6 protein-coding genes are annotated in these 5,615 nt (G+C 68.9%); 4 read left to right on the top strand and 2 right to left on the bottom strand.

The genetic code is table 11. The features are described from left to right. From B551_RS12680 to B551_RS12670, 3 genes are all read left to right on the top strand, one after another. Positions 1 to 552 (top strand): lytic transglycosylase domain-containing protein (locus tag B551_RS12680; protein ID WP_052511355.1); only part of this gene is annotated, 552 nt, incomplete at its 5' end. Beyond that, positions 549 to 1,508, top strand: a complete 960-nt coding sequence (locus tag B551_RS12675; RefSeq protein WP_006579217.1) for a 2OG-Fe(II) oxygenase — start codon at positions 549 to 551, stop codon at positions 1,506 to 1,508. The genes B551_RS12680 and B551_RS12675, both read left to right, overlap by 4 nt. Positions 1,509 to 1,672: 164 nt before the next feature. Beyond that, entirely contained in the window at positions 1,673 to 2,293 is a 621-nt protein-coding gene (locus B551_RS12670) for a LysE family translocator (protein WP_006579216.1), read from the top strand. A gap of 53 nt (positions 2,294 to 2,346) precedes the next feature. Here B551_RS12670 and B551_RS12665 read toward each other — a convergent pair whose 3' ends face one another. Together B551_RS12665 and ffh are read right to left on the bottom strand one after the other, a co-directional pair. Continuing rightward, complete coding sequence (locus B551_RS12665) at positions 2,347 to 2,892, bottom strand: hypoxanthine-guanine phosphoribosyltransferase (protein WP_023264223.1); 546 nt, start codon at positions 2,890 to 2,892, stop codon at positions 2,347 to 2,349. 52 nt (positions 2,893 to 2,944) lie between these two features. Next, positions 2,945 to 4,348 (bottom strand): signal recognition particle protein, encoded by a 1,404-nt coding sequence (gene ffh, locus B551_RS12660; RefSeq protein ID WP_006579214.1) that lies wholly within the window; start codon positions 4,346 to 4,348, stop codon positions 2,945 to 2,947. A gap of 248 nt (positions 4,349 to 4,596) precedes the next feature. Here ffh and B551_RS12655 point away from each other — a divergent pair, with 248 nt between their 5' ends. Next, entirely contained in the window at positions 4,597 to 5,556 is a 960-nt protein-coding gene (locus B551_RS12655) for an inner membrane protein YpjD (RefSeq protein WP_023264221.1), read from the top strand. Positions 5,557 to 5,615 lie beyond the last annotated feature (59 nt).

Here is a 5,615-nt window from a genome sequence, read left to right as displayed (position 1 = left end):
ATTGCCGATGCGCGCCCCACCCGGCCGGTGTTCGTCTCCGCCGGCGAGCGTGACGCCTATCTGCGCTGGGTCGCCGAGATGTCGCGCCGCCTCGAGCGGCGCATTCCCGAGCCGCTGATCCGCACCGACCTGGTCGAGACCGTCTACTACGAGGCCAAGCGGGCCGGACTCGAGCCCGCGCTGGTGCTGGGGCTGATCCAGGTCGAGAGCAACTTCCGCAAGTACGCGATCAGCACGGCGGGCGCGCGCGGGCTGATGCAGGTGATGCCGTTCTGGGCGCGCACCATCGGCGACGGCGACGCCCGCAAGCTGTTCCATCTGCAGAGCAATCTGCGCTACGGCTGCACGATCCTGCGCCACTACCTGGACCGCGAGTCCGGCGACCTGTTCCTCGCGCTGGGCCGCTACAACGGCAGCCGCGGCCGGGCCGACTATCCGAACGCGGTGCTGGCCGCGTGGAAGCGCTGGCAAGAGGCCGAGGCCGCGGTGACGGTGGCGAACACCGCCGCGCCTGCCGCGTTCCCATCCACCCGCCTGTCCGATCCGTCATGACTTCGCGCCCGCATCCGGCGGCCGGCAAGACCGGCTACGCCACCTCGTCGCCCGAACTGGAACGCTGGCTGGCCCGGCATATCGCGCAAGGCTTCGGCGCCGACGCGCTGGTGCGGTCGATGTGCCAGTCCGGCTACGACGCGGCCTTCGCGCGCGCCACGGTGCAGGCCGCCTTTGCCGGATCCGGGCAGCGCGGCGCGCGGTCGGGACATTCGCCGTCGCCGACCGCCAGGGCGAAGGCCGCTGCGCAGTCCATGCCCAACGCCGCGCACCACGCTGCCACCGCGGCGGCGGCGACCCCTGCGATCACCGCGCCCAATGCATTGCCGGCCGGCGACGGCCGCGACGTGCCGGTGCTGTTCGCGATCGAGTCGCCGCGCATCGCGCTGTTCCAGCGGCTGTTGATGCCGGACGAATGCGAGGCGCTGATCGCGCTGTCGCGCGGCCGGCTGGCGCGCTCGCCGGTGGTCAATCCCGATACCGGCGACGAGAACCTGATCGACGCGCGCACCAGCATGGGCGCGATGTTCCAGGTCGGCGAGCATCCGCTGATCGAGCGGCTGGAGGCGCGCATCGCCGCGGTGACCGGCGTGCCGGTCGAGCACGGCGAAGGGCTGCAGATCCTGAACTACAAGCCCGGCGCCGAGTACCAGCCGCACTACGACTTCTTCAACCCGCAGCGCCCCGGCGAGGCACGCCAGCTGCGCGTTGGCGGACAGCGGATGGCGACGCTGGTGATCTACCTGAACGATGTGCCGGCCGGCGGCGCGACCGCGTTCCCGAAGCTGGGTTTGCGCGTCAATCCGGTGCAGGGCAATGCGGTGTTCTTCGCCTATCTCGGCGAGGACGGCTCGCTCGACGAACGGACGCTGCACGCGGGGCTGCCGGTCGAGCAGGGCGAGAAGTGGATCGCCACCAAGTGGCTGCGCGAAGCGCCGTATCGCGGCGAAGGCTGACCCGCTGCCGCCCGGAGGCACGGAGCCCGTGGTCGCGCTCCGCCCTGCCACATCTGTGCTGAACCGGCAGCAGCACTGTGCCGGACTTTACCGGTGAATCTGTACCGGTACTGTATAGGACCGCCGCGCTAGACTGCCGCTTCCCCTGTATTCAAGGAGTTGCCATGGCACTGTCGGAACTGGCGGCGGGCTCTGCCGTGTTTGCCGCGTTCGGCGGCTTCGTGCTGGTGTCGTCGATCACGCCCGGACCGAACAACACGATGGTGCTGGCCTCGGGCGTCAATTTCGGTTTCGCGCGCACCATTCCCCATCTGCTCGGCATCAGCAGCGGCTTCGCGGTGATGATCGCGCTGATCGGCCTCGGCCTCGGTTCGCTGTTCACCGCGCTGCCGTGGACCTGGCCGCTGCTGCGCGTGGCCGCCACCGTCTATCTGGTCTACCTGGCCTGGAAGCTGGCCACCGCCGGTGGCGTGCAGGACCGGCAGGTGGCCAGGCCGATGGGCTTCCTGCAGGCGGCCGCGTTCCAGTGGGTCAATCCGAAGGCGTGGGTGATGGCGGTGGGCGCGTGCAGCGCCTATGTGCTGCACCCGAATGTCTGGCTCAACGTGCTGCTGCTGGCCAGCCTGTCGGCGATCATCAATCTGCCGAGCGTGGCGGTGTGGGCAGTGTTCGGCGCGTCGCTGCGCCGCTGGCTGGCGCGGCCGCGCGTGCTGCGCGTGTTCAACGTGACGATGGCGCTGCTGCTGCTCGGCTCGCTGTGGCCGATCCTGGCGGCCGGACACTGAAAGCAGGCGCGTCCGCCGGGACGGGGAAGGGGCGGGGAAGAAAGGCGGGCGCCTCAGTCCTTCAGCGCGCGGATGGTGCCGAGGTTGCGCCAGTAGCCCTTGGCATCCATGCCGCAGCCGAACACATAGCGGTCCGGCACCGTGAAGCCGCAGAAGTCCGGATGCATCGGCTTGGACTTGGCCAGCGTCTTCTCGCACAGCACCGCCGCGTAGAAATCGCGCGCGCCCATGTCCATGATGCGCTGGCGGATCGCCGCCATGGTCTCGCCCTCGTCGAGGATGTCGTCGAGCACCAGCACGGTCCGGTCCTTGACCGACTCGCGTGGCGCGACGCGCCATTGCATCTCGCCGCCGACCGTCTTGTTGTTGTAGCGGGACAGGTGGATGTAGTCGAACTCGAGCGGGAATTCGAGCTTGGGCAGCAGCATGCCGGTGAAGACCACGGCGCCGCCCATCACCGACAGCACCAGCGGGAAGCGGTCTCCCATCTTGTCGGTGATCTCGCGCGCCATGCGGTCCAGCGACTGCTGCACCTGCTGCGCGCTGACGATTTCCTCGGAGTTCGCCCACAGTTCGCGGGCCTGTTCGGCAGTCATCATGATGTTCGGTCCTGTCTGGTGTTCTTTGCGGGCGGCAGTTCGATGGGGCGGATCAGCGGTTGAACAGGCCCTTCATGCCGCCCTTCATCGCGCCCATCGAGCGCATCATCTTGGCCATGCCGCCGCCCTTGAGCTTCTTCATCATGCTCTGCATCTGGTCGAACTGGTTCAGCAGGCGGTTCACTTCCTGCACCGGCACGCCGGCGCCCGCGGCGATGCGGCGCTTGCGGCTGGCCTTGATCAGCTCGGGCTTGGCGCGCTCGGCCGGCGTCATGCTGTTGATGATGCCTTCCATGCGGCGCACCTGCTTCTCGGCCTGATCCATATTGGCGCCCTGGGCCTGCTGGGCGAACTGCGCCGGCAGCTTGTCGACCAGGCTGCCCAGGCCGCCCATCTTCTTCATCTGGCCGATCTGCGCCTTGAAGTCCTCGAGGTCGAAGCCGCCGGTCTTCTTGATCTTCTTGGCGAGCTTCTCGGCCGCTTCCATGTCGACGCCGCGCTGCGCCTCCTCGACCAGAGCGAGGATGTCGCCCATGCCGAGAATGCGCTGGGCCATGCGATCCGGGTAGAACGGTTCGAGGCCGTCGAGCTTTTCGCCAACGCCAACGAACTTGATCGGGCGGCCGGTCACGTGCCGCACCGACAGCGCGGCGCCGCCGCGCGCATCGCCGTCGAGCTTGGTCAGCACCACGCCCGTCAGCGGCAGCGTGTCGTTGAACGCCTTGGCCGTGTTGACCGCGTCCTGGCCCAGCATCGCGTCGACCACGAACAGCGTCTCGGCGGGCTTGAGCGCGGCGTGCAGCGCGGCGATCTCCTGCATCATCGCCTCGTCGATGCCGAGCCGGCCGGCCGTGTCGACGATCAGCACGTCGTGATAGTGCTTGCGGGCCCAGTCGAGCGCCGCGCGGGCGATGTCGACCGGCTTCTGATCCGGCTGCGACGGGAAGAAGTCGGCACCGACCTGGTCCGACACGGTCTTGAGCTGCGCGATCGCGGCGGGGCGGTAGACGTCGCACGAGACCGTCAGCACCTTCTTCTTCTTGTTTTCCTTCAGCCATTTGGCCAGCTTGCCGACCGTGGTGGTCTTGCCCGCGCCCTGCAGGCCGGCCATCAGGATGATCGCCGGCGGCTGCACCGCCAGGTTCAGCTCGGCCGCCTTGCCGGCCGCGCCGTCGGCCGCGACGGCTTCCTCGCCGCCGATCACCGCGGTCAGTTCGCGCTGCACCACGCCGACCAGCGCCTGGCCGGGCGTGAGGCTGCCGACCACTTCCTCGCCCAGCGCCTTTTCCTTGACGCGGGCCACGAACTCGCGCACCACCGGCAGCGCGACGTCGGCCTCCAGCATGGCCAGGCGAACCTCCCGCAACATCTCGGCGGTGTTGGCTTCGGTCAGGCGTGCCTCGCCGCGCATGGTCTTGACGACCCGCGCCAGGCGTTGAGTGAGATTGTCCAGCATGGCAGAAATCCGGAGGTGGGCTTTGTAGGGTTGCGGCGCGCCGCCGCGCTTGTCGGCCGGTGGCCGATCGCTGATCGACCATGCGGTGCGGGCCGTGGCGTGGCGGACGGGGGCCGATCGGGCGAATTCGCCGGGCGTCCATCGCGGCGCCGCCATCCGGCCTTGCCGCCGCGGGTCATTGCCGCCGGTCACCGCGGGTCAGTCACCGCCGTCGGTCACCGTAACAGGCGCTAGGGTAAACTGCGCGAATGGCGATTGTACTGTATGCCCTGACGGCACTCCTCTATTGCGCGCTGGCCTATCACGGCTGGGCGACGCGCCACGCCGGGCTGGCCACTAGCACGGCTGGCGGTCCGGGCCTCGGCGGCCAGCCGGGCTCGATGGTGCTGGTGCCGGGCCCCGCGCCGGGCGGCAGCGCCGAGGGGCAGCCCGCCTGGTGGCATCTGCTGATGGTGGCGGTGCTGGCCAGCCACGGCATGCTGCTGCACGAGACCATCTTTCCGGCCGACCGCATGGTGTTCGGCTTTGCCTTCGCGCTGTCGGCGATGCTGTGGCTGGGCGTCGGCATCTACTGGATCGAGAGCTTCTTCTTCTCGCTGGCGGGACTGGGCCTGGTCGTGATCCCGGTGGCGATGCTGGCCAGCCTGATGCCGCTCGCCTTCCCCGGCGCGCAGATCCTCGGCTATGCCGCGCGGCCGCTGTTCAAGCTGCATTTCATCATCGCCAACGTCGCCTACGGGCTGTTCACGCTGGCGGCCTTCCACGCCTTCCTGATGCTGCTGGTCGAGCGCCGGCTGCATGGTTTCAACCGCGGCCACGGCGTACACGTGCCGGGCGGCGCGATGGCCGCCGGCGCGCCGCAGCAGGCCGGCTGGCTGGGCCGCTGGCTCGACCTGCTGCCGCCGCTGCTGACGCTCGAGAAGCTGCTGTTCCGCTTGATCGCGGCCGGCTTCGTGCTGCTGACGATGACGATCGCCTCGGGGCTGCTGTTCTCCGAGGAGCTGTTCGGGCGGGTCTTCCGCTTCGACCACAAGACCGTGTTCGCGCTGGTCTCGTGGGTGATGTTCGCCGGCATCCTGGCGGGCCGGCGGTTCTACGGCTGGCGTGGCCGCGTGGCGCTGCGCTGGGTCATCGCCTCGTTCTGCATCCTGCTGCTGGCCTACGTCGGCAGCCGCTTCGTGATCGAAGTGATTCTGCATCGCCTCTGAAGCAAGGCATCGTCGATGGCACGTCTGTTCCTGTTGCTGGCGGTCCTGCTGGCCATATT

This window comes from Cupriavidus sp. HPC(L) (genome assembly GCF_000307735.3).
Lineage (GTDB): Bacteria > Pseudomonadota > Gammaproteobacteria > Burkholderiales > Burkholderiaceae > Cupriavidus.
Note: the sequence above shows the minus strand (reverse complement) of the source record. Positions and strands in the feature narration are given on the sequence as shown.